Source organism: Aquirufa sp. A-Brett2-15D (genome assembly GCF_054558735.1).
Genome location: NZ_JBSKFT010000001.1, coordinates 564,203 through 589,914 on the forward strand (window position 1 = coordinate 564,203; position 25,712 = coordinate 589,914).

General features: G+C 37.7%; 21 protein-coding genes and 1 tRNA gene. 6 read left to right on the plus strand and 16 right to left on the minus strand.

Features of this window, described 5'->3' with window-relative positions:
- Positions 1 to 16: 16 nt before the first annotated feature.
- Positions 17 to 1,474: a sodium:solute symporter gene (locus ACST14_RS02575; protein WP_459460253.1), complete on the plus strand. Its 1,458-nt coding sequence runs from the start codon at positions 17 to 19 to the stop codon at positions 1,472 to 1,474.
- Here ACST14_RS02575 and ACST14_RS02580 read toward each other — a convergent pair.
- The 13 genes from ACST14_RS02580 to ACST14_RS02640 form a co-directional block, all read right to left on the minus strand.
- Positions 1,451 to 2,809, minus strand: a complete 1,359-nt coding sequence (locus ACST14_RS02580; RefSeq protein WP_459460255.1) for an alginate export family protein — start codon at positions 2,807 to 2,809, stop codon at positions 1,451 to 1,453. The genes ACST14_RS02575 and ACST14_RS02580 overlap by 24 nt on opposite strands.
- Before the next feature lie 174 nt (positions 2,810 to 2,983).
- Positions 2,984 to 4,249, minus strand: a complete 1,266-nt coding sequence (locus ACST14_RS02585) for an ice-binding family protein (protein ID WP_459460257.1) — start codon at positions 4,247 to 4,249, stop codon at positions 2,984 to 2,986.
- A 196-nt stretch (positions 4,250 to 4,445) separates the two neighbouring features.
- Positions 4,446 to 4,949, minus strand: coding sequence for a hypothetical protein (locus tag ACST14_RS02590; protein ID WP_459460259.1), 504 nt, complete (start codon positions 4,947 to 4,949; stop codon positions 4,446 to 4,448).
- Between the two features lie 47 nt (positions 4,950 to 4,996).
- Entirely contained in the window at positions 4,997 to 5,530 is a 534-nt protein-coding gene (locus ACST14_RS02595) for a hypothetical protein (protein WP_459460261.1), read from the minus strand.
- A gap of 77 nt (positions 5,531 to 5,607) precedes the next feature.
- Positions 5,608 to 6,093 carry a T9SS type A sorting domain-containing protein gene (locus ACST14_RS02600; RefSeq protein ID WP_459460263.1) on the minus strand — a complete coding sequence of 162 codons (486 nt, stop codon included), beginning with the start codon at positions 6,091 to 6,093 and terminating at the stop codon, positions 5,608 to 5,610.
- A gap of 202 nt (positions 6,094 to 6,295) precedes the next feature.
- On the minus strand, positions 6,296 to 7,126 hold the full coding sequence (locus ACST14_RS02605; protein WP_459460265.1) for a helix-turn-helix domain-containing protein: 831 nt from the start codon (positions 7,124 to 7,126) through the stop codon (positions 6,296 to 6,298).
- 430 nt (positions 7,127 to 7,556) lie between these two features.
- Positions 7,557 to 11,168: a LamG-like jellyroll fold domain-containing protein gene (locus tag ACST14_RS02610; RefSeq protein WP_459460267.1), complete on the minus strand. Its 3,612-nt coding sequence runs from the start codon at positions 11,166 to 11,168 to the stop codon at positions 7,557 to 7,559.
- A gap of 18 nt (positions 11,169 to 11,186) precedes the next feature.
- Positions 11,187 to 11,711, minus strand: coding sequence for a hypothetical protein (locus tag ACST14_RS02615; protein ID WP_459460269.1), 525 nt, complete (start codon positions 11,709 to 11,711; stop codon positions 11,187 to 11,189).
- Positions 11,712 to 11,721: 10 nt separating this feature from the next.
- Positions 11,722 to 13,344 carry a hypothetical protein gene (locus tag ACST14_RS02620; protein ID WP_459460271.1) on the minus strand — a complete coding sequence of 541 codons (1,623 nt, stop codon included), beginning with the start codon at positions 13,342 to 13,344 and terminating at the stop codon, positions 11,722 to 11,724.
- A 7-nt stretch (positions 13,345 to 13,351) separates the two neighbouring features.
- Positions 13,352 to 14,062 (minus strand): hypothetical protein, encoded by a 711-nt coding sequence (locus tag ACST14_RS02625; RefSeq protein WP_459460273.1) that lies wholly within the window; start codon positions 14,060 to 14,062, stop codon positions 13,352 to 13,354.
- 562 nt (positions 14,063 to 14,624) lie between these two features.
- Entirely contained in the window at positions 14,625 to 16,982 is a 2,358-nt protein-coding gene (locus ACST14_RS02630; RefSeq protein ID WP_459460275.1) for an ice-binding family protein, read from the minus strand.
- A gap of 5 nt (positions 16,983 to 16,987) precedes the next feature.
- Positions 16,988 to 17,395 (minus strand): T9SS type A sorting domain-containing protein, encoded by a 408-nt coding sequence (locus ACST14_RS02635; RefSeq protein ID WP_459460277.1) that lies wholly within the window; start codon positions 17,393 to 17,395, stop codon positions 16,988 to 16,990.
- A gap of 417 nt (positions 17,396 to 17,812) precedes the next feature.
- Positions 17,813 to 17,884: transfer RNA gene (locus ACST14_RS02640), tRNA-Glu, on the minus strand.
- Between the two features lie 127 nt (positions 17,885 to 18,011).
- Here ACST14_RS02640 and glgB point away from each other — a divergent pair.
- Positions 18,012 to 19,910, plus strand: a complete 1,899-nt coding sequence (glgB, locus tag ACST14_RS02645; RefSeq protein WP_459460279.1) for a 1,4-alpha-glucan branching protein GlgB — start codon at positions 18,012 to 18,014, stop codon at positions 19,908 to 19,910.
- A gap of 195 nt (positions 19,911 to 20,105) precedes the next feature.
- Here the strand turns inward: glgB and ACST14_RS02650 are convergent, their stop codons facing one another.
- Together ACST14_RS02650 and pyrF are read right to left on the minus strand one after the other, a co-directional pair.
- On the minus strand, positions 20,106 to 20,513 hold the full coding sequence (locus tag ACST14_RS02650; RefSeq protein ID WP_459460281.1) for a DUF2721 domain-containing protein: 408 nt from the start codon (positions 20,511 to 20,513) through the stop codon (positions 20,106 to 20,108).
- Between the two features lies 1 nt (position 20,514).
- Positions 20,515 to 21,339, minus strand: a complete 825-nt coding sequence (pyrF, locus tag ACST14_RS02655) for an orotidine-5'-phosphate decarboxylase (RefSeq protein ID WP_459460283.1) — start codon at positions 21,337 to 21,339, stop codon at positions 20,515 to 20,517.
- 66 nt (positions 21,340 to 21,405) lie between these two features.
- Between pyrF and rfbC the strand changes: the two genes are divergently transcribed.
- From rfbC to ACST14_RS02670, 3 genes are read left to right on the plus strand one after another with little or no spacing between them, the layout of a single operon-like run.
- The gene (rfbC, locus tag ACST14_RS02660) at positions 21,406 to 21,945 is read left to right on the plus strand and encodes a dTDP-4-dehydrorhamnose 3,5-epimerase (RefSeq protein WP_459460285.1); all 540 of its coding nucleotides are present in this window, start codon (positions 21,406 to 21,408) and stop codon (positions 21,943 to 21,945) included.
- 25 nt (positions 21,946 to 21,970) lie between these two features.
- Positions 21,971 to 22,513 (plus strand): bifunctional pyr operon transcriptional regulator/uracil phosphoribosyltransferase PyrR, encoded by a 543-nt coding sequence (gene pyrR, locus ACST14_RS02665; protein ID WP_459460287.1) that lies wholly within the window; start codon positions 21,971 to 21,973, stop codon positions 22,511 to 22,513.
- An 8-nt stretch (positions 22,514 to 22,521) separates the two neighbouring features.
- On the plus strand, positions 22,522 to 23,442 hold the full coding sequence (locus tag ACST14_RS02670) for an aspartate carbamoyltransferase catalytic subunit (protein ID WP_459456128.1): 921 nt from the start codon (positions 22,522 to 22,524) through the stop codon (positions 23,440 to 23,442).
- Here the strand turns inward: ACST14_RS02670 and ACST14_RS02675 are convergent.
- Complete coding sequence (locus tag ACST14_RS02675) at positions 23,415 to 24,413, minus strand: glycosyltransferase family 9 protein (RefSeq protein WP_459460289.1); 999 nt, start codon at positions 24,411 to 24,413, stop codon at positions 23,415 to 23,417. The two genes, ACST14_RS02670 and ACST14_RS02675, sit on opposite strands and share 28 nt — an antisense overlap.
- 68 nt (positions 24,414 to 24,481) lie before the next feature.
- Here ACST14_RS02675 and ACST14_RS02680 point away from each other — a divergent pair, with 68 nt between their 5' ends.
- Positions 24,482 to 25,711, plus strand: coding sequence for a M16 family metallopeptidase (locus ACST14_RS02680; protein WP_459460291.1), 1,230 nt, complete (start codon positions 24,482 to 24,484; stop codon positions 25,709 to 25,711).
- The last annotated feature ends 1 nt before the right edge of the window (position 25,712 follow it).

The following is a 25,712-nucleotide window of genomic DNA, read 5'->3' on the forward strand; positions in this document are numbered from 1 at the left end:
ATCCGTTCCAAACCTTATGTCTGTACAATTAGCTGGAGGAATTCTTGCCCTCTATTTTGGACTTCTGTTAGCCATCTCCTATTATACCTCGAGAGGCGCTGATACCCATGCCTTTTTTACAGCAAATCGCGAGTCCCCCTGGTGGCTAGTTGCCTTTGGAATGATCGGAACATCGATTTCGGGCTTAACCTTCATTTCTGTTCCTGGAGCAGTAGGAAAGACCTATTTCACCTATTACCAAGTGATTTTAGGGCATTCCTTGGGTTATTTAACCATCGCATTGGTGCTGATGCCATTATATTATCGACTTAATTTGATTTCCATTTACGGCTATTTAGAAAAACGCTTCGGATTTTGGTCGTACAAGACCGGTTCTGCCTTCTTTTTATTGTCTAGAACTATTGGTTCTGCCGCCCGCTTGTATTTAGCGGTAAACGTGTTACAAATTGCCATCTTCGCCCCTATTGGCGTGCCCTTTATAGTAACCGTTTTCGTTTCGGTCTTCTTAATTTGGCTATATACGCACCGTGGAGGGGTTAAAACGATTATCTGGACGGATACGCTACAAACGCTTTTCTTATTAGTTGCGCTATTTATCACGATTATTTTAGTGGGCCAAAAAATGGACATGAGCATCCCTGACATGATTCAACAGGTTAGCGCTAGCAAATACTCGCATCTGTTTGAGTGGGATTGGAAAAATCCACATTTCTTTGGAAAAGACTTCCTAGCAGGAGTGTTTATCGCCATCGTGATGACGGGATTAGATCAGGATTTAATGCAGAAAAACTTAACCTGTAAATCGATAGGCGAAGCACAGAAAAACATGTTCTGGTTCTATTGGGTACTATTATTCATCAATATACTCTTCCTTTCTTTAGGCGCCTTATTGTACATATATACGGCTTCAAAAGGAATTGCAGTGCCTACAAAAACGGATGAATTGTACCCTATGCTAGCTTTGGGTGGTGAGTTCGGAACATTAGCCGCTGTGACCTTCTTATTAGGTATTATTGCAGCGTCTTATGCGAGTTCTGATTCAGCTTTAACAGCCTTAACTACGTCTTTCTGCATTGATTTTTTAAGTATAGAAAAATTCAAAGAGAACAAGCAAAAGAAGATGAAGCATTACGTTCACATCGGATTCTCTGCCTTATTTTTTGTCGTAATTGGCCTATTTCACATCTTCAACACTTCTGAATTAATCGCCGCCGTATTTAACCTCGCAGGCTATACCTATGGACCTTTGTTAGGTTTATTTTCTTTCGGATTGTTTACTAAATACGCCATTCGCGATAAATGGGTTCCTATTGTATGCGTTCTATCACCGATTATTACGTTTGTGTTAGAATCTCAAGCGCAGAGCTTATTCGGTGGCTTTGGCTTCGCTAAACTGATCCTTAACGGGATGATTTGTTTTGTGATGCTGTGGATGATCCGGGACAAAAACTCAGAAGCGGTAAGCGTTGCGTAACGCAAAATAAACGACATTTTTACCGGAACCAGACTCTTTTAAATAGTCACCGGCCCTGCAAAAACCCAATTCAAATTGTGTAAACAAATGAGGGGCAGTATTATAATTAAAATCAAGAGCGTAAATAGAACAGAGATCTTTTAAGTTAGAAGCTTTTCCGTTTTCAACCGGGCGCAAAGTCGACATATTAGGGGTATAAATACCGTCAGCTTCACTAATTCGATTAACAAAAGAGGCGCGCGCGGTAATAAACCATTTTGTACCTTTTTGGAACCTCAAATAAGGACTTATATTAAACGTATTGGTAATGTTTAGTGCGACAGTTTGACCAAAAGGCGGTCTAGCAAACAGCGTATTAAATGTATTTAACTCTGAATCTGTGGAAGATTTATCACCCGGAACATAGTTTCCACCTACACCTAGAAATACAAAGGGAATTACTTGTTTATTCACATCCCACACAAGCATCCATGATTTGATAGCTAAATCCTTAAAGGTGCCCCATTGATAGGCTAACTCTAGTTCATAATTAAAGGATTTAGGAGAAGAATAGAACCGAATTCCAGCTGTATTCCTGTCCTCTAAGCCATTTTTAAGTAGGTAGGACCGCTGTGAACTAGTGAAATTGAAATAAAAAGCGTCTAGATTAATATACTTAGGCATTACTTGTTTCGTCAAATAAAGCCCCCCGATTCGTTCATCCATCAAGCCATCATCGAAAGCACCCACATTCATTTTCACCGGATTTAGGTAAAACAGTACCGCTCTAACTTTCTTTGAATGATAGGTTGCCTCAGCACCCAAGAATGATTGCCTGTTATTAGGCCCTTCGCGGGAGGCAATAAATCGCTCCTGTCCGAATTGCATTTCTTGTTTTCCTACTCTCAGACTTAGATTTTGATGAAATTTATATTCCCCAAAAATTTGGTGAACAGATAGCAAATTTTGTTCTACTTGGGACAAAATAGGATTCGGATTCCAAAAACGAACCGTATTATTCAACTGCGTAAAAATCCGAAATCGAGAATTAACCTGTAAATCCGCATGTAATAACCACCTGTGAAGCCATTGATGAGGACTTTCATCCGTAAAATTAGCGGGCATTTGGCCAAAATTCGCCTGCGTATAGTTCTGATATTGTTCTCTCCATTCTCCACCTACACTAACATTTACGCCTGAAAAAAGGGGCATAAATTTCAATTTTTCATCCCAGGATTTATGTAGTGTATCGGCTAATAAATAGTCGAAATTGTCCTCCGCGCGTAGTCTCGCTATATGCTGAGCTGAAGAAGAAAATACAACGAGGCTGAAAAAAATAGTTACTAACTTATTCAAAGGCTAAATAATGGATCTGAAGAACAAAAGAACTCATTTTAAAACAAAAAAACCACACGAGTTGTGTGGTTTTTTTGTTTTGGGGAAATCTGCCGATTTATACTAAAACTCATCCTCCCACTAAATTATTTTATGCTAAACTCTTTTTAAAATCTAGTCCAGCATATTAGGTGGTTAGTGCAAATTTCCTACTTTAATCAATGTTAAAATTCTATTAAAAATACCTACTTCGATACCATCAGAAATTTGTTCATCAATTTTCCATCTCACATCTACCGTGTCACCCGCTTCAATTGTAATAAGGGCTAGTAATGAAATTTCTGAAGCTAATAATATTTTTGATCTGCTGGAGTTAGGAATTAAGACGCCATTTTTATAGAAGCCAAATGTAACCATATGATTAACGGCTGTAACAACCGTAGTTGATCCTGCTTGAAAGATATTTCCATTTACAGTTGCAGTTTCAAAGCTTGTGATGGCTCCTAAAGCTGTTCCAATATCTCCATTGTATACTGAGGCACCACTATTGGCTTCTCCACCCGAACTGGTAAACATGACGAAATTAGATAAGCTCCTAAAATTTATAATACTATTACCTGTTGGCAATTTAAGTGCACCTGGTCCGAAAGAAATTGCGCCCAATGTAGTTAATAATCGTCCGGTTACTATGCTATTAGCCCCTGCAACTGCTGCTCCATGAGAAAATAAGGTTCCTGAGATATTTGTATTGGCACCGAGACCAATTGCTCCATCGGCAATCCAAAAAACATTTTTTGCGGTTGCTCCGTTTGTTAAAATTACATTCGTACCAGCCCCTGTATTAAATGCTCCTGCATTGGCTCTAATTATAAATATAGGGTCTATTTCATTATTACCATTTAGCGTAAGAGTGCCGGCAATTGATGCTGCACCCGCTACATTATACACTCCAGGAAAAAGTATTTCACCATTTCCAAAAGTAAGTGCATGGGTAGCAGTTACAGGTATTGCCATAATATCGTTATAAATTAAATTTAAATCTTCAGCAGCAGTAGCAGTACTAAAACCCGTTGTATAAATAGCTTTAGGGATTTCTATTTGCCCATTAAATTGAATAGAATACTTGCCAGACTCTACTAAAGTTCTAGTCATGTTTGTAATTACTTCATCTGAAGTTGAAGTAGTTAAACAAGTTGAAGAATCATCAACAAAACTATGACCAGCGGTATTAAGCAAATTCAAAGATAATGTGGCAGAGGTAATTGTTTCGGTGTTGTTTATTTTTGTTTTTACCGCATATAATTTTTGATTAGCCATATCATAAATTTGTGTACCAACCGATAAATTAATACCAAAGACAGTTGTTTCGTTAGCTACCTTAATTAATATTGATGGTGAAATCATCGCCTGCGCAAACATAAGGGGAAGTAAAAACAGAAATAAAATAAGTAATTTTTTCATTTTAATTTATAAAGTAGTGATTATGAAGTAAAATACAATCAAAAGCAATTAAGGGAGAGCTGGCGATCATAATTCATCGTAACGCCAGCTCTCACTAAATAAACAAAGATTGTTATTGCTTTCAAGGTTAGTAATTAAAAACTCAATCCACGCTTCTTCAGGATAAAGAAAATCGTCCTGTAGGAATATCGCCCGATTAATTAGTGGTATGAGTATAGGAGACTACAAATTTATCATATTGTAATTGACTAGAAATAATAGTTAGAATTTTCCCCAAACAAGTATAATCTGTACCAGGTCTCATTGCCGCCCCATTCATCATAACAGTTATCCCCCCTGTTCCTAAAACTGGGTGATATGTAAGTGCGTACGTGCTAGATGAAGAGGCTGCCTCAAATGATTCAACATAGTATTTGGCACTTCGGTTAATTAATACCAAATCAGTGTATGAATTGTCAATTGTTTTAATTGAAGCAATTGGATTAATTGTTTGCCATAAAGTTGAATCAGACAAAACAAAAATTTGCGTTCCAATAGGCAAATTTTGTCCAAAGGCAGTTGTTCGATTTGGAATTCTGAATTGGGCTGTTGGTGTAACAGCAGTGGGTGAAGCTGTTCCTGAAGGAGTTGTTGTACCTTGTGAAAATCCTGCATAGGAAATTACAAATAATGCGATTGTTAGTAGGTATTTTTTTATCATTGGTTAACTCAGTTTATCTATACCACTGCAAGATTTTAGGTTAATATTTAATTTGTAACTGTTAATTTATCGTTTTGCCTTGTGTCAAGAATTAATGTTAAAGTAGTAAGACCAATTCCTGACCATTGATTTCGTCTTAGTAAAGCTCCATTATAACTAATTCTAGAAAAAGCACTCAAGGAGAATGTTATAGCGATACTATTTTCCCCGTCAGCAACTAACTCTTTTTCAAAATATTGCACTCCACTAGCCGTTGCGTTTGCACTAAACAAAGCATACGGCACACTCATTAATTCGTTTGTACCAGCAATGGAATAAGCGATTCCGCCTGTTATGTCGGTTTCCGTTTTAATAAAATAAGGTCCATTTGCCCAATCGATACCTGCAAATGTACCTTTAACAACTTTACCCATACCAATTTCTAAACTCACTAAACCATTGGAGTTAGTGCTTGGTGTTTGGGTTTCTACATAAACGGAAGTTCCGGTTGATGAGCCTTGTAAAACACTGATTTGCATACCCACTAGAGTTGATGTTAGCAATGCATTACTGCTGTTACGGATTACAGCTTGGTAACTCATTTTTTGTGGAGCTTGCGCAAATACGCTTACCGTTAATAAAAGCCCTACTAAGATTGAATATAACTTCTTGATAGTTTTTAATATTTAATAATTTTAAATGTTTTTACGTCTTTGTTATTGTTAGTCACTCTCAAAAAATACATGGCACTTGGTAAATTTTCCATACTAATTGTTTCGGTGCTACTTACTATTTTTCTGCTTTCAATTAATATTCCTCTAAGGTCGTAAAGTTGAAAGCTCAAAGTTGAAAGTTCAGCGTTGCCCACATTAAGCGTTAAAAAATTGATAGTAGGGTTTGGGTAAGCTGTAAAATCTAAATTAATGGAATTGTCTTCTATACCCAGAACAATAGAAATAGCGTAGGGTTGTTGCACACCTTGTGCCACTAAACCGTAAGTACCTATATTAGTGGCATAAACAATTTGTCCTACCGAATAAGCAACGGTTCCAGCGCTACCTGAAGCATCACCGCCTGTTGCAATTACTGCTACTTGCGCCTGTGCTGTTAGAAGCCCTAAGACTAATAAAAATAATACAACTATTTTTATTTTTTGGGTGCTCATAACATAAACAAAACTTATTGATTTTCAATTGGTTTACTAAGTCAATAAGGATCATTACCAAAAACTTAATAATAGCCAACAATATAAATTTATCTTATTCAAAAGAATGATTTTAGTTTAAAACCGCATTCGTATTTTTGTATAAAATATTGCTATTATTTCAAAACAAAGTGCAAAATTATGAATTATAAAGAAGGCTTTTTTAATTAAGTATAACAACATCTGACCCTTTTGTTACAAATGGGTCAGATGTTAACTGTTTGTTTAAAAAATCAGACGGATTGATTCCTGTTTGTGCTTTGAACGCTCGTGTAAATTTATCACGAGATTGAAATCCTGCCTGTTTTCCTATACTCTCAAGTGTAAACGATTGGGCTCCTCCCTTTGAAATTAAGCCCATGGCATAGACAATACGTAAATGATGTCGCCAGCAATTGAACGACAAATTGAGGTGGGTATGTAGGTAATACGTAAGGTGATGCTTAGGGATACCTAAACCTAAAGAAACATTATTTAGATTAAAATCTTTTCGAGTAAAAGGTAAATCAACCATAAATACGGCCACTAATTCATCTATTTCAATGAATTGCCTTTGACTAAGTAAAATGATTTTAGGGACTTTAACTAGACTTTTTATACTAAGTAAAGGTTCTGTAATAAACTCACGCCCATATAAGATTGTTGGAAATAAAATTAAACTGATGATTAAAAATAAGACCCCAACTCCCGAAATACTTAAATAAAGAGAATAGGTTAATTTGACTATCGAGGCCATCGCAAACATAATTCCTCCAAACATGACCGTGGATAAAAGTATAAATAAAAAAATCCAACCAACTTTCCTCCTGCGTTCTAAAGTTGTCAACACATTGAAGGATAAAGATTTCCTGAACTTGAAAAAAAGCACATACCCATAAAGTAAGTAAAGTAAGGAAATGCTGAAATTAAATAAAATGACCTTTTCTAAATTGAAAAAGGCTAATTGAATCGTATATAAATGATTTAAGTTAAGTTGAACGAGCTTAGCCACCATTATTTTTTCTGAAAATGGTATAATTATATAGGGCCATTCATTGATAAACAAAAAGAGAGCGGGTATCAAATGAATAAAATCAAAATAAGAATATCGATATTTTTTATAGAGAAAAATTCGAATATAAAAGTAAAAGCATGGACCTAATAAAGTATAAATTGGAATAAAATGAACAAATATAAACGCTGCAAAATAAATTGAATTTCCATTGATTCGCGCATGCGTGTCTAACACAGTTAACCCAATGATAAAAATGTAGAGGCTTAAGAAATAATTAGTCACATTGATTTTACTACTATATATCAGCAGTATTATTGAAATAAAAAAGCAGAAAAAAGCTAAAATTAAACTCAAATTTTCAGGAAACAATAATGGTTAGGTAATTTGATACTTTATAGACAAGATCCTATTTGTTCAATCTTTCGAACATTTATAAACCAAAATTACGTTTAGAATTATTGAAATTGTTAATTAATTCGTTTAAAGATAAATTAGATCCATACATTCTAATGATACTAATTTTGCCGGGAAAATATCTTTCTTTATTTCCTAAATTGTCCCAAGCTCCAATAGTGAAAGGTTGATCAGCAATGCTAGGTGGATTAGTGTAACTTTCTGTATTAGTCCATTTGCCATTCACATAAAAACTTACTGTTTTAGCTGACTTATTATATGAAATAGCCACATGATACCATTTTTGAGCTTTAAAAATATAAGAAGCATTTTTATCCGACTCTCCATTCAAACAAAACTGAAGTCCATTTTCCTGAAACTGAAAACGAAAATAACCTGTTGACCAACCGTTCATATTAGCTATTGCACTGAAATCTTTAAACACATTCGGGTAAACCCATGCTTCTATAGTTAAATTATCACTTGCTCCGATTGAATGTGACATGGAAACAAAGTCATCAATCCCATCAAATTCAAAAAAACCACCGTTCTGTAAGCTTTTGTGGGTTACCCCATTGGACAAGGTTGATGATCTCGCATTTTCTGAAATATCTAGCCAAGTTGTCCCAATCCCATTATAGCTTGTCAGGGCTGATGCGTTAAGGTGTAGTAAAAGATTGGATGAAATTATTCTAGATAATTTATATTTTTTTTCTTGTCCATTTTTTAACATTGGAAAATCACTACCTCGCTCACCAAATCTATTTATTTGATCGTTTTTAACATCCAAGAATTCACCCATTCGACTCAGCCCTTTTAATTTCAAAATGACTGATACAGACTGACTACCGGAACAGCCGAGTCCATCTGTAACTAAAACTTGATATGTACCCGATTCTTCAAAAGTATTTGATGCTGAATTTTGTGTATTTCCACCATTCCAAACATAAGTAACACCACCAGATGCGGTAAGAGATACCTGATCGTATCCTGTTGTATTTCCAGCGATAACAACACTTAAAGCCGCTATTGTTGCAGTAACCATTGTTCTTGTGGGACTTACGCACGTGCCATCTGAGATCGAAGTATAATAATTTTTTGTTGCAGAAATTACTTCCGTCGTGAATGAGGTTCCTGTACCTACTGAGGTTCCACCAGATAAAGATGTGAACCATGATATGGTACCAACTCCACTTGCCGTTGCCCCCAAAATTAAACTTCCAGTGCCGCACCTCGTGTTATTGACTACACTTGAAATTAATAATGTCGAAGTAATAACATTGACAATGGAATTAGAGGATGCGGGGCTACCGATGGCACAAGATTTATTAGAAGTCATCGTGGCATAAATAACATTGTTTTGACCGATACTATTTGACGTATATGTCGCAAGATTTTCTCCTGGAATCAATATACTATTATTGTACCAACTAAAAATCGGGGTTATACCTCCATTTAGTGGTGAAGCGCTAAAAATAATAGTTGAGCCCGAACATACATTATTTTTATCTGCCGTGATGCTAACAGAAGAGGTTGATGCTGCCGAAACAGTAATAATTACCTGGTTAGTCAACAAATTCAGTCCACCGCAAGACTCCGTAATTAAACATCGATAATAAAATACAGCGGCAGTCGAAGTTTGAATAATTAGTTGGCTTGAGTTTTGGCCACCCACATTAGAATATGTACCATTTAGAGAAGTGGCTGATTGCCATTGATATGTTAAGCTAGGTCCTGTGGCTATCACTTCTATATTTGCGACGGAACCAGTACAAATTATTTTATCTTGTGGTTGAGAAATAACTACAGGTAAAACAGAATTACTAACTTGTAATCTGGCAGATAGCGATGTTTCAGCATTGCAATTAGAGCTGGACGAAATTATACACTGGTATAAATTGTCCGTACCGCTAGTCACAAGAGCAGCGGAAACGGTCAAGGTACTTGAATTATAACCAGAATAATTTGTGGGACTATCACTAATATTATTCCAAGATCCTCCTCCATTAGTAGAAATTTGCCAATTATAGCTTAAAGTCCCATCACCAACGGCGGTAATCGAAAAAGATTTAGACGCTCCACTACATGTATTGATACTTTGCGGATGATTCACCACCTCAATTGAACTATATACATTTACAAGTACTGGGGTACTTTGGCTAGAAACGCACGAACCACTCTTAACTTCTGCTTTATAAAAAGTGGAGCCGCTTGGATTTATCGATAAAACAGAAGATGTATTTGAAATTTCTTGATAAGAAATCCCACCATTGACTGAATAAAGCCACCTAGTCACCGTACCTACACTGGCTCCCAATGTTAAATTCCTTGGAAAATACGAAGCGCATTGAATAGTTGTCGGAGCACCAGATATCGATCCAGCAGAACTCAATGGATTATTGACGATAACAATTGAACTTGATTTTGATGAACTTGAGCCACATAAATTATTCGATTTAACAGTAATTGCGCCTGAACTTGTATTGGCATTTAGAGTTATACTTCTTGTGTTTAAACCCGAAACGACAGACCAGCCACTGGGATATGTCCAAGTATATGAGGAAGCATTTAATACGGGATCAACTGAATATGTTAAATTAGAGCTACCCGAACAAATTGTACTTTCTCCTATTATTGAAACCGGAGTGGCAGGGATTGAGTTCACCGTATTTACGGTTAAAGAACGAGTAGTTATACTACCACAGGATTGTGAAGGTGTGACTGTAATATTCCCTCCAGCATTTCCATTGGGATTTACAGTTATCGAATTTGAGGTAGAACTACCAGACCAGCCATAAGGCAAAGTCCATGAAAAAGTAGCACCATCCACCGTAGGTGTTGAATAAGTTAATGAGGTCGTTGAATTACAAATTAGTTCACTTCCTGTAATTTCACCTGTTCCGCATCCATCATTTCTAAATGCTAGGTAAGCGTATCCATAGTGGCCTGTTGGTTGACAATCAAACGCTTCGAATTTCATCTCAATGGTTTTACCGGCATATTGGGATAAATCGAACGAGACCTCTTGCCAAGAAAGATATCGTGCACTTGCATCATACGTTGCGGTTGGGAGCGAGGTATTAGAATAATAACGCTTGGAAGCGCAATTAATTTGCTGACTTCCAATTGGCTTCGATAAGTCACTAATGGTGGCGGCAAAGGCTGGTTGCTGATCTGCTGTGTGACTTGGGTCTTGTAAAACAGCCGCGTATGCATAGGTAATGTTGTAAGTCTTTAAACCGGTAGGAACCGTTATTCGATAAGTTAATTTATCCGCAGAGCCACCTGTTGTGGAATTTCCGATCCGAACGCTATATTGATATTTATACCCATTAATTACGGGTACTTTTTTAATACTAGGTTCCTTCTCATCACTTGTTAAAGAGCCATCTGAATTCGCTTGAAAAACGGTCAAAGCATTACTTGAACTATTAAATATGTCCTTGGCTGATTGAATGACTGATGCCTTTGAAGGAACTGGATTTATGGTTGATGAATAGCTTGCAATATAATTTCCAGAATATTGACCTGCCTTAAATTCCCAAAATGAAATATTATTAGCTTCAAATGACAAATTTGTTGGACAAGTTTGAGCGTGTATAACAAAAGTTGACATGATAAATAATAGAAAAATAATTAACCTTTTCATATTTTGCCCTTTGGCTAGTTAGTACTGTATAACTCCTTGGAGAAAATTGATTGAAATTCGATGATTAATAATGATTGACTTTTCGATATTAGACTCACTTTGAACAAATTGAGGTCTAAAATCATTGCTTAATAAAACCATAAGTCCATTCAGGTCAAAAAACAGTTTTTTACTTGAATTTAATTCTAAAAAGTTTTTTGATTTATCAACCTGCATGATTGACTTGAGTACATCCATAGATAAAAGACCTATACATTGGTGATTTTGAAGAAAATTTAAAACATCCAAACTCAATTTTTGAACAAAGACATCCTCGTATTTGTCGTTTTTTAAGAAAAAAACGGAGTAATTAGGTGCCAAAAATATAGTTAATGAATCTTTTGACAAATTGACGTTTTCTTGAAAAAGATCGATTGACTTAGAATATTTAACATACAATTCGTTGTCCATATGATTTTTTAGAACAATTTGAGCTTTTAAATCAAAAGCGAGAAGCACTAGGACTAAAAACGACCCAAGCACATAGTTGTAAGGTTTTTTCATATATTTTGTATCAATAAGAATAATCAAAATGAATTCGATCACCCACTACTAATATGTAGCCGCCGTTGTTTGAACTCGAGTATGTTATGATCAAATTATTATCATTAAAAGCCGTTGGGCTAATATGAATACCATTGATGTACATTTTAATTGTTCGGTTATTGCCTTTCGCATGAGAAATGGTGAAGCTAGTTTGTGCTGCAGTGGCTGAAAATTCATTATAAGTTTCAGTGAAATCAGCCGTAGCGTTAGCCACTCGTGCATCAACATAAACTTTAACTGCATTTTGACTCGGATAAAGTGTTAAACTAGTCCCAAGACTTGTATTATTTGATTTGTTGGTTAATATTTCTTTCTCAGCTAATTTAGGAACCGTGGGAGAATCAGCTGAACCAGCTAAATCGCCTGTTAATCTTAATTTCCCTTTCAGGTCGGCAGTTGCATCACTCACACCCACTGGCAATGAATTTTGAACAAATGCTGTGGTCGCGATATTGGTTGAGCTATCCGATGCAACTTGAGTCACAGCAATTGTCCCAGTAGGAAGACTCGGTACCCCGGTAAAAATTGGGGAATTTTTATCTGCTTTGGCATCTACGTAATACTTAACAGCTTTAACACTTGGATATTTTAAGTCTGATGTAGAATCCGCACTAATGCTTGTTGATTTATTTAATAGGGTTTCTTTACTCGCCAATAAAGGAACAGTTGGCAATTCTGCAGTACCAGCTAAATCGCCGGCCAATCGTACTTTACCAATAACTAGAGTCGTTGCATCCGGGGCACCTGAAGCAACGAGCTGATTGATTACAATGACGGTTGAATCTACTTGCGACTGGAGTCCACTAATTTGTTGGCTTAAGGTTGAATCTGTTTGCACAATCAAACTTGCGTTAGAAAGAATTCTGAAATAATAATCTTTTAAGTTAGTATTAATCGTTGCGAGTTTTGTATTTGTAACTCTATTGCTACTGTCTAAGGATGCGATATTTTGGTTTAAAAGCACTAAACTTTGATTTACCGCTAAAAATTTAACTCCTGTATTTTCAGTGGATTTCAAGAATTCTCTTTTATTATTATCGATGGATAACTTAACGGAATCCAAATCTACGGGGACTAAATATCGAACATCATTCTTAAAATGGGAAAGATTACTTGGCGAACCAACCACATTTTCATAATCGACCGCTCCAGCATAGAGCGCATAAGGCGAATAATTAAGTGTTTGATTCGAAATGATATTAAAACTAGCACATTTATCAAAACTTATTGAAACCTGCAAGTTTTTTGTTTTAGCATCCCACTTAACCTTTTTGAAGTTTTTATTCTTGCTTGCATTCGTCACGGTCACTGTTGTATTTTCATTTCCAATGGTTAAGGATACAAGCCCAAATTGATCAGTAACTGTGCTCTGAATCTCCTCATAATCAATAGATTTATCCATTGAAATAAAGGTAAATTTAATGCAAACATCACCATTTGATAAGGGCTGACCGACCAGATTTTGACCTGGAAATTCAACCTGCTTAGAATCCAAAATAATTGCCTGATATCCAATACCAACCGTTTGAGCTTGAGATTGTAATAGTACCAAAAGGAATATTAGCGCAAGCATGTATTTCATTGATTTCATATATTACTTATTTAATGTTAGCTATTTTAATTCCTAGTAAAATTTGAGTGGATTGAAAATTCAAATTTTCTGTTCCATTTTTTTGTGAATTATATGATTGATTATTTCCACTAGAGATAAATATTTTAATGGATTTATTCACTTCTTTTTCAAACTCAATACCATAACCTAAGAACAACATGATAGAATTGAATTCAGAGTTTGTTAACAAATTCACGTACGTGCCATTTACAAGTTGATTCCCCTGAAGAATACGCTGAATAGATCCCTGCCCTTTTAAAATAACATTCCAGCCTCTGCCAATTATGACCTTAGGGCCTGCATGACCCTCCAGACCTAGAAAATTGGTTTGATAAATAAATTCATAATTCTGATAATCACCAACAGAATTGTATTGGTTCACCGATAACTTTAAACCATATACAGCACTCGAAAGCACTTTAGTAGCCCATTTATACTTTAAAAAATAAATTGCTTTTTTACTACTAGTAACCAACACTTGTGAGGTATCTAAAATAGCCCTTTCAAAACCAATGGCATATGAGCTGCCCGATCCTATTTTTAAATGATTTTTGGGGGAACCCATTGAATTTTTAAACTGATACTGGGTGAGTGAATTACCAAGTCCAACGTTCCAGTTGATTTTTTGGCCAAAAGAATTGTGCGAAAATACACACGAAATGCCCAAGACGAAGATGAGCTTTACTAGTTGAGACATTAAAATTTTATATTTAGAACAATGATTAAGTAATTTGTTATGTACACAATGATGTTTTCAAAATTTCAGGATTGGGGGCTTTAAAAATATTATTTAAAGAAAAACTAATCCCTTTTTAAATGGAAACATGTGTTTCTAAAAAAATTAATTAGAAAGTTATCAAAGATGACTATGGTTTATTATATAAATAAATTAAACATGATAGACCTTGACCCCTTTTGATTAAGCGGGTCGGAATTTATTTATTTTCCTTTGAACAGCGGATGTGAACTAACTCGATAATAGGCTGCACTAAATATAAAAAATAGTTAGCACCAAGTCGGAATGACTCTTAAAGAAAAGTGGTAACAAAATATTTTCATAATAAACCAAAAAAGAATCGAACGAAACTTGTCAGAAAATCTAGGTAAAATAACCAGCGATTTAAACCAATATTATAAATACCTTAGCCAAAATTTAAACCAAAAAATAAGCAACTATTACACAACTTTTTCAAAAAATGTGTCCAAGTAATATGGGGTTTGTACACTTACATTTAGTTTATTTGAAAGGCTTACAGCATTTATCTCACACTCAAAGCGCTGAATGTTCGGTTTGTCATTTTTACCGTTCCAGACCCCACTTTCCATCGGATATCAAGAATATCACTTGAAGCTAACGTTGCTATAGATTGTAAATTAACATCTGAGCTTTTTGTGGAACTCGTCGTATAGGTACGAGTGGAATAAGGAACAAGTACCCCATTTTTGTATATACTAAAACTCGCATACGTATTTGTCAAACCTGGACTTTCAATTACTCCGTTAAATGTCGCATTAGAAATTCCAGTAATCAAACCTGAGTGTGTGGCGATATCACCTGTAATGAGGGAATGGTTGACATTAGAAATTGCTCCGTTTTTGCTAAATATGGCATAATGGTTCATCGTGCCTGAAATATTATTACAGCTGTTTAGGGAAGTTATCGTAGCCGCATCGATACCAATAGCCCCAGTTGTGCTGAATAAACTGCCATTCACCTTAGAAAAAGACCCTAGAGTGATCGCACCTACATTTGCGATCAACGTTCCTTGCATGGAAGTTTCTGCACCTAATGCAATAGCTCCTTCTGCTACCCAATATATATTACATGCGGAGGCTCCATTTGATAAAATAATGTTTAAGCCTGCGCCTGTGCTAAATGCACCACCGAATCGAAATATGAATTGTGCATTTGGATTATTTTGTCCATCTAAGGTAATCGTTCCATTAGCCGTAACTGCCCCTGAATTTGTGTAAACTCCCGGCAATAAAGTTTCGTTTGTATAAGTGGCGGAGTGAGTTGAATGAGTAGCTGTTTTAGCTAATAAGGTAGTATATAGTAGGTCTAAATCTGTTCCAGACTGCAACGTGCTAATGGGCTCAATAGTAAATTGTGCGTTGTATTGAATGTTATATTTTCCTGCTGCAGGGGAAAGACTTATTCCAGTTGCCGCGACGTCAGTAGTGGAGGTGGTGGTAAGTTCATTGCCAGCACTGATGGAATAAGATTGGTTAGAATTAGCTAAAACAAAGGCCGTGGTCGCAATTCGAGTTGAATTATCCCCTGTTTCGGCTGTGGTCGATAAAGGGCTTCCTGTGAATTCTGGCGATAGAATAGTGGATTTCAAATTCAAGGCAGTTTGTGTGGGTGTCGAGACAATTTTATTTGCGTCACTCGTGTTATCTACATTGCCTAAGTTTACCGAAACGGAATTTAAAGACTGCCAAGATTTATCTCCCCGGTAATAATGCTGAATCGTTCCAGCTGCGATAGTTGGTTCTCCTGCAGGTGCATCTAATCCATTCGCTCCATTCGTACCATCTAATCCTTTTAACCCATTCGTACCATCTAATCCTTTTGAACCATCCGTACCGTGCGTACCATCTAATCCTTTTAATCCATTCGTACCATTCGTACCATCTAATCCTTTTAATCCATCCGTACCGTGCGTACCATCTAATCCTTTTAACCCATTCGTGCCATTCGTACCATCTAATCCTTTTGAACCATTCGTACCGTCTAATCCTTTTAATCCATCTGTACCATTCGTACCATTCGTGCCATCTAATCCTCTTGAACCATCCGTACCGTCTAATCCTTTTAATCCATCTGTACCATTCGTACCATCTAATCCTTTTGAACCATCCGTGCCGTCTAATCCTTTTAACCCGTTCGTACCATTCGAACCGTCTAATCCTTTTGAACCATCCGTGCCGTCTAATCCTTTTAACCCGTTCGTACCATTCGTACCGTCTAATCCTTTTGGACCATTCGTGCCATGTTTTCCATCAACTCCATTTGTACCATCTAAACCTTTTAACCCATCCGTACCATTTGTACCAACTAATCCATGCTTGCCGTGCTCTCCATCTAAACCGTTTGAGCCGTCTAATCCTTTTGAACCATCCGTACCATTTGTACCATCTAATCCATGCTTGCCATGCTCTCCATCTAAACCGTTTGATCCATCTAATCCTTTTGAACCATTGCCACTGCCGGAATTCAAAGCATATAAGGCAAAAGGAACACTGAGTAATTCGGACGTCCCCTTTATTTCATAGTCTATTCCACCTGAAAGGTCAATTTCTGTTTTTAGGAAAAATGGTCCATTTCCCCAATCGATGGAGGCTAATTGTCCTAATTGCGGACTGCCACTGCCTATTTGTAAACTCATTAAGCCATTGATATCCGTGAGAGCAGTTTGTACTTCGGTGTAAACAGGTAGTCCATCTAGGCCGCCTTTCAAGATACTAATTCGTATTCCTATTTTTTGTTCTGACAAAATAGAACTAGTAGCATCTCGCATGACTGCTTGGAAATTCATTTTGTGCGGTACTTGAGCTGCACTAGTAAAATGGATTAGAAGATAGATGGTTAGAAGTAATCCTTTTTTGAACATGGATTTTAGAGTTTATTGATTTTTTTAGTAATTGGTATTTGCTGAGGAGAAATTATTTTCAACAGGTAAGTTCCAGATGGATAAGAATGCATTGAAATGGAAGAGTTGTTTTCTGAAAAAGAGTAATTTCCCAAAAGCTGTCCATTTAAGTCGTAAATCTGTAAGGAAACGGGTGAAGCTTGATTCGAATCAAGTTTTATGTTTAGTGATTCTATGACAGGATTTGGCCAAGCTAAAATTTGATCTTCGTGAAGAACTTCGATTGGGCTGAAATTATTAACTTGTAAAACTCCGAAATTAATTATCTCGTTTTTATTTGAAATTGTATGATTATAACCGCCTAATCTAAAACTAATTTGACCAGTTGCTCCAGATATGCTTGTTCCGGCACTTGAAAGACTTGATTGCGCCATCAACATTGATGACCAACAAAGTAAGACAAAAAGAAGAACGGGTTTTTTAAATTGAATAATTATAAATTCAAGAAAGAACTAGTGGTTTTTAAATAAAGTGCAAAAGTAGACAATATAAATTGGATTAACTACTTAACAATTAATACTTTAATTTTATTAAATAAAAAAGGCCACCCCTTACGAGATGGCCTTTGAATTGAAAGAAGTTATATTATTCTCCATTCACTTTCTATATGAACGAAATAACCCCGTTCATATATATTTTTTGGTCTTCGAACTTGCTTTAATTTTTTCTTGACTTTGTTTAAAATTAAAAAAAACATTTCGATTGAAAACCACACCCGTTCTACCTGATTTGCTACCACTCCCTTAAAAACAAAAAAACCACTCGCCTGAGTGGTTTTTTGCCTACCGAAGTAGTCCGTACGGGAATCGAACCCGTGTTTCATCCGTGAAAGGGACGTGTCCTAACCCCTAGACGAACGGACCATTATTTATTTTGGTGGCACAAAGGTAGGGTTTTCCCTTTTATATTCAAAACTACCTGCTAAAAAAGACGATTTATTTTATGATTAATTTTCGCTATTTTAGCCTAAACATTGAATCAGAACCCCTAATGACGAACATACAACCTTATTCAAGACTAACAGATTTTGACGTTGCTCTTTTCTTAAATGGCAAGCACACACGGCTTTACGAAAAGCTTGGTGCCTTCGAAATAGAGCATGAAGGAATCGTTGGAACCTTTTTTGCGGTTTGGGCTCCTAATGCTAAAAATGTGTTTGTGACGGGTAATTTTAATAGTTGGGATCGTTATTCTCACCCATTATTCCCTCGCTGGGACTCATCTGGCATTTGGGAAGGCTTTATTCCGGGAGTGAGAACGGGGGAAACATACAAATATGGAATTGAAACTGCCACGGGGGAATATTTGGAGAAATTAGACCCGATGGGCTTGTATTGCGAGGCTCCGCCTAAGACGGCGAGTATTGTTTGGAATACCTATAAAGAGTGGAAAGATACGAAATGGCAAGAAGTTAGAGCATCAAAAAATGCCTTGAATGCGCCTATGTCTATCTATGAGGTGCATTTAGCCTCTTGGATGAAGACCTTGGAAAATGATTACCTGACTTATGATGATCTAGCCGTTAAATTGGTGAATTATGTGAAGGAAATGGGCTTTACGCACGTGGAATTTATGCCCATCATGGAATATCCCTATGATCCGTCTTGGGGTTATCAAATCACTGGTTATTTTGCCCCTACGGCACGTTTTGGCGATCCTCAGGGCTTTATGCACTTAGTGGAAGCCTTTCATCAGGCTGAAATTGGCGTTATTTTAGATTGGGTTCCCTCCCATTTTCCAGGCGATGCCCATGGATTATACAACTTTGATGGCGGAAGTGCTTACGAGCACCCAGACCCGAAACGTGGCTACCACCCGGATTGGAAGTCCTATATCTTCGATTATGGTAAGAATGAGGTGCGTTCGTTCTTATTATCGAATGCCTTTTTCTGGTGTGATCGCTACCATGTGGACGGTTTGCGCGTGGATGCAGTGGCTTCCATGTTGTATTTAGATTATTCGAGAAATGACGGAGAGTGGGAACCTAACCAGTTTGGCGGTAACCATAACCTGGAAGTTATTTCCTTCTTGCAAGACTTGAATAGCCATATTTATGGCGAATTTCCTTATATCCAGATGATTGCTGAGGAGTCGACGAGTTTCCCTGGGGTGACGAAGCCGGTGTTTATGGGGGGATTAGGTTTTGGCCAAAAATGGATGATGGGCTGGATGAATGACACGCTTCGCTTCTTCCAAAAAGATCCCATTTACCGCCAGCATCACCTCAATGAGCTGACATTCTCGTTGATTTACGCCTTCACGGAAAATTTCTGTTTACCTCTTTCTCATGATGAGGTAGTTTATGGAAAAGGCTCCTTATTAAATAAAATGCCTGGCGATGATTGGCAGAAGTTTGCTAACCTTCGACTACTTTTAACGGAACAGTTTACACATCCGGGTTCTCACTTATTATTTATGGGTGGGGAATTTGGCCAAAGAGAAGAATGGAATCACACCCAAAGTCTCGACTGGCACCTAACAGAGCATCATTCGCATAAAGGAATTCAAGAAACGGTTAAAGCATTAAACCAGCTTTATCGCTCGGAACCAGCCTTCTACAGCAAACAATTTAATCACGAGGGTTTCGAGTGGATTGAATCCAATGACCAAGGTAATTCGGTCATTTCCTACATCAGAAAAGGCGAATCAGTGAAGCAACAAGTAATTGTTATCCTGAATCTAACGCCAGCTCCAAGGGATGGGTATCGGATCGGTGTGCCGCTTCCCGGTATTTGGAAAACCATATTCAATTCCGATAAAGAGGAATTCGGTGGAAGTAACTACGCGGTTTCAGGTGCAACAATGACCGAAGAAATCAACTGGCAAGGTAAGGCCTTCTCAATCGCGATCAACCTCCCTCCTCTTTCAGCGCTCATTCTAAAAGCATAAAAGCCTAAAAACAATAAAGACTCAGAAAAATTCCGAGCCTTTATTCAATCCGCCTAAGTAGTATTTTTAATGACCAAAAGTCATTCAAAATCTTTGTTTGTATGAAATGTAAAAATTGTACACAAAAATAGTAAATAAATTATAGGCGGAAAATATTTTGCACTTTATTTTTTAATATTTAGATAAAAAATAGCATTATTTCCTTTTCTTAATAATCTCTTCCATATCAGAAAGTTCCACTTCCAAGGCTTTGGTAGAAATCATAATTTCCCAAGCACTTAAACCTAAAGAAATACTCATACCTACGAGGCCTATACCGAAGAACCAACGAGCAGCTACCTGCAGATTCATAAATAACAAAAACATACAGATAACGCTCAAAATCAAGCTAATAATGGCAATAATTTGCATCCGTTGAATCAATTTCATCCGTAGACGTAAATTAGTAATCTGAATCACAATCGCATCGTCCGGATTCTGCTGAAATTTCTCATGTAATCCACGAATCAAGGACGCCATCGACATAAATCGATTCGTAAAAGCGATCATCAACAAGGAAACCGTTGAGAACAATAAGGCAGGTGTACCAATGCTTAATTCCATGTTATTTATAGTAAATATCTAATAATTGATTCATCTCCTCTTGCACTTTTTTAGCCTCTCTAGCGGCAGAAATAGACGTATCATCGCCGGCATAGATAATCCCACGAGATGAATTTACTAGAAGACCTATATTTTTATTCATCCCAAATTTCGCCACATCAGCTAAACTCCCTCCCTGAGCACCTACGCCAGGAACTAAGAAGAAGTTATCAGGGGCAATTTCGCGGACATTGGCCATATAATCAGTCCGAGTGGCGCCAATGACGAACATTAATTCATCCGCAGAACCCCATTCCATCGCTTTACGCATCACCTTTTCATACAAGGTAATGCCAGTTGAGTCTTTTAATTGTTGAAAATCAGTACTTCCAGGATTAGACGTTAAGGCCAAGAGAATCACCCATTTATCATCAAACTGCAAGAATGGACTCACCGAATCCTCTCCCATATAGGGTGCAACCGTCACTGAATCGAAGTCGAAGCCAGCGTAGGTCGGATCAAAGAAAGTTTGAGCGTATTTAGTAGCCGTATTTCCAATATCTCCTCTTTTCGCATCTGCAATGGAAAACACGTCTTTAGGCATATATTCCATCGTTTTCTGCAAACTCTCCCAGCCAGCAGGCCCTGACGCTTCATAGAAGGCTATGTTAGGCTTATAGGCAACACAATAAGGCAAAGTGGCATCAATGACAGCCTTATTAAAGGCGAAAATAGGATCCTTTTCTGTTTTAAATCGACTCGGAATTAACGTGATATCGGTGTCCAAACCCACGCACAAAAAAGACCTCTTCTGTTCAATTTGCTTAATTAATTCCGCTGAATTCATGTGAAAGAAGGAAAATAGGATTAATTTTGTGACAAATCTATCCCTTTCCCCGCCAAAAACCAACGAATGGAATTCATTAAACACAATTTATCTGGAGTCATTGAATGCGTACCCACTAAATTTCATGACGATCGCGGATATTTTTACGAATCCTATAATCAAAAGCGTTTCGCAGCCAATGGAATACCGGAGGATTTTGTACAGGACAATTATTCTTATTCTACGAAAGGCGTACTGAGAGGACTGCATTTCCAACACCATCCAGAAGGACAAGGCAAATTAGTGAGAGTGATGACGGGTAAGGCCTTAGATGTGGTGGTGGATTTACGAAAGGACTCCCCTACTTTTGGACAACACGAAAAGTTTGTTTTAGATGCAGATAAAGGCAATATGCTCTATGTTCCTGTCGGATTTGCCCATGGATTTATAGCCCTAGAAGAGACTGTTTTTGTCTATAAATGCACTAATTTTTGGAATAAAGAGGCGGAATCAGGTATACGCTGGAATGACCCGAAATTAGGCATCGAATGGGGCGTTGAGAGCCCGATTGTATCTGATAAAGACCAAATACTACCTGACTTCGATCCTAATCAGGTAATCTTTTAAAAAAAATTATAGTATCTTTGCAACAATGACTCGCAAGCTGATTTTATCAAGCCCATTACTCGAAATAACCATATCTCGGTTATGCCAAGAGCTCATTGAAAATCAAATCAAAGACGTTGAAACAGTAATTCTAGGCTTACAACCTCGAGGTATCTACTTTGCAGAGCGCATCGCTAAAGAATTGAGTAAACACCTCGAAAAAGCTCCTAGTGTAGGAAAAATAGATGCAACCTTTTTCCGCGACGATTACCGACGTAGAGAAACCGTCTCCCCTAATTCCACCGATGTTCCCTTCCTCATTGAAAACAAGCGTGTCATCTTAGTAGATGATGTTTTAGCAACGGGCCGAATGGTTCGTGCGGCGCTAGATGCGATGAATAGTTTTGGTAGACCTGCTAAAGTGGAATTATGTGTCTTAATAGACCGTATTTATAATCGTGACTTGCCTATAAACGCAGATTACGTAGGTAAAAGCGTAAACACCTTACCTACCGAAAAAGTACTCGTAGAGTGGACGGAACAAGGCCATGAAGCGGATAGAATTTGGTTAATTCCTCAACAACCCTGATAAGAACTATGCTAAAGTCGCCACATTTATTAGGAATCAAAGATCTGGATGAAGAGTCTATTCAATTGATTGTTAAAACGGCCAGAGAATTTAAAGAGGTTCTAAACCGACCGATTAAAAAAGTTCCTTCCCTGCGTGATGTGACCATTGCTAATATCTTCTTTGAGAATTCCACTCGTACCCGTTTATCCTTCGAATTAGCCGAGAAAAGACTTTCAGCTGACACCATTAACTTCTCAGCTTCAGGCAGTTCGGTAAAGAAAGGTGAAACCCTACTGGATACCGTAAACAATATCTTAGCCATGAAAGTGGATATGATAGTCATGCGCCACGCGAGTCCGGGAGCCCCACATTATTTAGCGAAACACATAAAAGCGAATATCATTAATGCCGGTGACGGAACACACGAGCATCCGACTCAAGCACTATTAGATACCTTTTCTTTACAAGAAAAATTAGGGGATTTAGCAGGCAAGAAAATCGCTATCATCGGGGATATTTTGCACTCAAGAGTCGCCCTATCTAATATTTACGCCTTAAAGAAACAAGGAGCTGAAGTTCGCCTTTGCGGACCTAGTACACTGATCCCTAAGCACATACAAAGCCTGGGGGTGGAAGTTTCACATGATGTAAAAAGCACGCTAGCCTGGTGTGATGCGGCGAATGTCCTTCGCATTCAACTCGAAAGACAACAAATCAAATACTTCCCTAGCCTTCGCGAGTACTCCCAATTCTTTGGGATTAATCGGGCAATGCTAGAAGAACTGCCTAAAGAAATTGTTTTAATGCACCCAGGACCAATAAACCGCGGGGTGGAATTAAGCTCTGATGCGGCAGATTCACCACATTCGATCATCTTAGATCAGGTAGAAAACGGGGTTGCGGTCAGAATGGCCGTACTTTATTTACTCGCTTCGAGAGCTTCGTAAGCTAATAACATTTTTTGGGAGGAAATGTGATTTCCGCAGGAGTAATGACCTAATGGGCAATTTTTCTTTCCATGATCTCCACAAGGACGGCAATCTAATTTCTCAGAAACTTCAATAATTTGACTATGATCAGCCAAAGGTCCAAAGCCAAAATCAGGCAAAGTAGAACAATACATTGCCACCGTGGGCACATTAACGGCAGAGGAAAGGTGCATAGGTCCAGAATCGTTGACGAAATTACCTTTGCTTTGACCAAAAAGAGATGTTGAAGCTAATAAAGCGTGTTTGCCTGTCTCATTAAAAATAGGCCAACCTAGACAAGCCTGTTCAATTTCATCAGACAAATGCTTTTCATTTGGGGAACCCATCAATACAATGGCCTGATCACGAGGCAGTAAATGGATGAATTCAATCCATTTCTGAATAGGTAAACGTTTCGTTTCCCACACACTCCCGGGAGAAATACAGATATAATTCTTCGTAGGGGCTGTGACCTGAGGGGGATTCAAAAAAGGCTTGTAGACCTTATTCCCTAACCAATCACTTAATAAAGCCGTATTTCGCTCCACTTCATGAATGCCATTCCCGAAAGGATGTGGATAAGACTTTGAAAATAACCAAGAAAGTGGATTTTTAGCAAAACCAAAAACCTGCTTCGAGCCTATCATCAGGCTCAATAAACCCATTCCGAAGAAGCGTTGAACAACGAAGACTTTATCGAAGGATTCTTGCTTCAAACTTGCGCGAAGATCTAGCCATGAAGTACGCTTATTTGCCTTATCATAGGTCCAAACGCGCTGTAAACAAGGATGCGTATAGGCTTGAAAAATAGACTCATTTCCTTTCCTAACTAACAAATGAATGGCTGTTTCGGGGGATTCCAATCGAATTTTTTCCAAAAGGGACGTCACTAAAACAGCATCCCCTAAGAAAGCGGTTTGAATAATTAATACCTTGGAAACTGGATTCATGTCAGAAAAGGAAGCGATTAGCCATAAAATTACTTATTTTTGGGACATTTTTCATTAAAACCCCTTACATGAATTCCATTCATTTGCATACCTTATCCAACGGAATCACGGTGGTGCACCGACAAGTGCTTCACACAGAGATCTCGCATTTAGGGATTATGTTAGACATCGGCAGTCGGGATGAATTAGCGGGAGAAGAGGGTTTAGCGCATTTTTGGGAGCATTTAGCCTTCAAAGGGACGAAGAAAAAAAGTAATATGGAGATCATTAACCGCCTAGAAATTTATGGCGGGGAATTGAATGCCTATACCACGAAGGAGAAAATCTGTTTCCATGCCTCCATTCTGAGCCCCTATTTCGAGCGGGCTTTGGAACTGTTAACAGATATCACCTTCGAATCGGTTTTCCCAGAAAAAGAATTAGAAAAAGAACGCTCGGTGATTTTAGAGGAGATGTCCATGTATTATGACGCTCCAGAAGAAGCCATTCAGGATGATTTTGACGAATTATTATTCCCAAATCACCCATTAGGAGTGAATATTTTAGGCACGACTGAGACAGTTCAATCTTTCCAAAAGAAAGACCTAGAAACCTTCATCGAACGTAATCTAGACACCTCCCGCATCGTATTCTCCTCCATCGGAAAATTAGATCCGGCTAAGGTTTTTGCCTGGGCAGAAAAGCATTTAGGTGTGATTAAGGCCAAAAAGCAGATTGTAAAACGCATCGAGCCGAGTCCCATGATTCCTTTAACTAAGGTCATCAAAAGGGGGATTACGCAATCACACGTCGCTTTAGGCCGCCAATCTTTCTCGATTGAAAATCCCAATAGGCTATCCTTTTTCTTATTAGTCAACCTGCTAGGTGGACCTAGTATGAACTCCTTGCTGAACGTTTCGGTTCGCGAGCGGCACGGCCTAGTTTATTCGATTGAAGCAAGTTTGACCTCCTTTTTAGATTCAGGATTTTGGGCCATTTATTTTGGTACAGAGCCTAATCAGGTGAATAAATCATTAAAATTGATTCAAAAAGAGTTCTCGAAACTACAGGAGAAAGAACTAACGGCCTCATCTTTGAAAAAGATTAAAAGTCAATTGAAAGGTCAATTAGCCATGGCAGAGGAAGGAAACCTTAATTTTATGCTAATGATGGCGAAAAATCTTTTAGATCGAGAAAAAATCGAGAGTTTAGAAGATATTTTCGAACAGATTGATGTGATTGATAGCGCAAACATTCAATCCCTTGCAAACGAAATGTTGAATCCAGATTCGCTAAGTTATTTGATTTTCGAACCTTAAT

Bases quoted from the DNA above. Each gene is read 5' to 3' on its own strand.
- ACST14_RS02575 (WP_459460253.1), top strand. From the start codon at position 17: ATGTCTGTACAATTAGCTGGAGGAATTCTTGCCCTCTATTTTGGACTT.
- ACST14_RS02585 (WP_459460257.1), bottom strand. From the start codon at position 4,249: ATGAAAAAATTACTTATTTTATTTCTGTTTTTACTTCCCCTTATGTTT.
- ACST14_RS02590 (WP_459460259.1), bottom strand. From the start codon at position 4,949: ATGATAAAAAAATACCTACTAACAATCGCATTATTTGTAATTTCCTAT.
- ACST14_RS02595 (WP_459460261.1), bottom strand. From the start codon at position 5,530: ATGAGTTACCAAGCTGTAATCCGTAACAGCAGTAATGCATTGCTAACA.
- ACST14_RS02600 (WP_459460263.1), bottom strand. From the start codon at position 6,093: ATGAGCACCCAAAAAATAAAAATAGTTGTATTATTTTTATTAGTCTTA.
- ACST14_RS02605 (WP_459460265.1), bottom strand. From the start codon at position 7,126: ATGGTGGCTAAGCTCGTTCAACTTAACTTAAATCATTTATATACGATT.
- ACST14_RS02610 (WP_459460267.1), bottom strand. From the start codon at position 11,168: ATGAAAAGGTTAATTATTTTTCTATTATTTATCATGTCAACTTTTGTT.
- ACST14_RS02615 (WP_459460269.1), bottom strand. From the start codon at position 11,711: ATGAAAAAACCTTACAACTATGTGCTTGGGTCGTTTTTAGTCCTAGTG.
- ACST14_RS02620 (WP_459460271.1), bottom strand. From the start codon at position 13,344: ATGAAATCAATGAAATACATGCTTGCGCTAATATTCCTTTTGGTACTA.
- ACST14_RS02625 (WP_459460273.1), bottom strand. From the start codon at position 14,062: ATGTCTCAACTAGTAAAGCTCATCTTCGTCTTGGGCATTTCGTGTGTA.
- ACST14_RS02630 (WP_459460275.1), bottom strand. From the start codon at position 16,982: ATGTTCAAAAAAGGATTACTTCTAACCATCTATCTTCTAATCCATTTT.
- ACST14_RS02635 (WP_459460277.1), bottom strand. From the start codon at position 17,395: ATGGCGCAATCAAGTCTTTCAAGTGCCGGAACAAGCATATCTGGAGCA.
- glgB (WP_459460279.1), top strand. From the start codon at position 18,012: ATGACGAACATACAACCTTATTCAAGACTAACAGATTTTGACGTTGCT.
- ACST14_RS02650 (WP_459460281.1), bottom strand. From the start codon at position 20,513: ATGGAATTAAGCATTGGTACACCTGCCTTATTGTTCTCAACGGTTTCC.
- pyrF (WP_459460283.1), bottom strand. From the start codon at position 21,339: ATGAATTCAGCGGAATTAATTAAGCAAATTGAACAGAAGAGGTCTTTT.
- rfbC (WP_459460285.1), top strand. From the start codon at position 21,406: ATGGAATTCATTAAACACAATTTATCTGGAGTCATTGAATGCGTACCC.
- pyrR (WP_459460287.1), top strand. From the start codon at position 21,971: ATGACTCGCAAGCTGATTTTATCAAGCCCATTACTCGAAATAACCATA.
- ACST14_RS02670 (WP_459456128.1), top strand. From the start codon at position 22,522: ATGCTAAAGTCGCCACATTTATTAGGAATCAAAGATCTGGATGAAGAG.
- ACST14_RS02675 (WP_459460289.1), bottom strand. From the start codon at position 24,413: ATGAATCCAGTTTCCAAGGTATTAATTATTCAAACCGCTTTCTTAGGG.
- ACST14_RS02680 (WP_459460291.1), top strand. From the start codon at position 24,482: ATGAATTCCATTCATTTGCATACCTTATCCAACGGAATCACGGTGGTG.